Source organism: Rhodoferax sp. GW821-FHT09E07 (assembly GCF_059416145.1).
This window is the reverse complement of record NZ_JBWKOP010000018.1, coordinates 1-666: the sequence shown is the minus strand read 5'-3', so window position 1 is coordinate 666 and position 666 is coordinate 1. Positions and strand designations below refer to the sequence as shown.

The window sequence follows — 666 nt, the reverse complement described above, 5'->3', positions numbered from 1 at the left end:
TCTCGAAAACCCGCATTGACAATAACCGATCCATAGGGGGCCTTTCTGCAATATCAAGTCCTTATTATTGCCAATTTGGCAACGCATGCGTGCCAATTAGGTCATTTATCTCCGTCCATAGAAATTTTACAGTTCATCCCATCGACGAGACGAATGAATTAAACGCCCCATCGATGCTGTTCAGACGGTGTGATGCCCGCCAGAGCGGATTCTTCTTAACCTTGAAAGGAACTTCATCATGAACAAGACATCTTTTGCCGCTATCGCTATCGCTTTGACTTCTCTGGCCGCTGGACAAGCCATGGCCGCCAAGGCTCCTTACCTCAACGAGAGCTTCGTGGCTCCCGCTTCCGTGCTCAAGGCTGTGCCTTCCACCAAGTCTCGCGCTGATGTGCAAGCTGAATTGGCCGCCGCACAACGCGCCGGCGACGTCGCTACCAACAAAAGCGTCGACAGCGAAATCCTCCCCTTTCAGCGCTCCGCTGAGTCTTCTGTGGCTGGAAAGTCCCGCGCTGAAGTCCGCGCCGAAGCTATCGCTTCCCGTGCAGCCGCCAATGCTTTGGATGTGACCATCTGGTAAGCACCACCCCAGCAGCCCAGGAGGTTCAAGCCTCCTGCTCCACTGCACTTTGCGCACACCGCGCAAACAAAAAGGCCTGAGATCAC

1 protein-coding gene is annotated in these 666 nt (G+C 54.2%); it reads left to right on the top strand.

The features are described 5' to 3' along the window. Positions 1 to 238 precede the first annotated feature (238 nt). Complete coding sequence (locus AC07OE_RS20325; RefSeq protein WP_495072376.1) at positions 239 to 580, top strand: DUF4148 domain-containing protein; 342 nt, start codon at positions 239 to 241, stop codon at positions 578 to 580. Positions 581 to 666: the final 86 nt, after the last annotated feature.

What these genes read in the sequence shown, in the direction of transcription:
- AC07OE_RS20325 (WP_495072376.1), top strand. Translation starts at nt 239, where the DNA reads ATGAACAAGACATCTTTTGCCGCTATCGCTATCGCTTTGACTTCTCTG.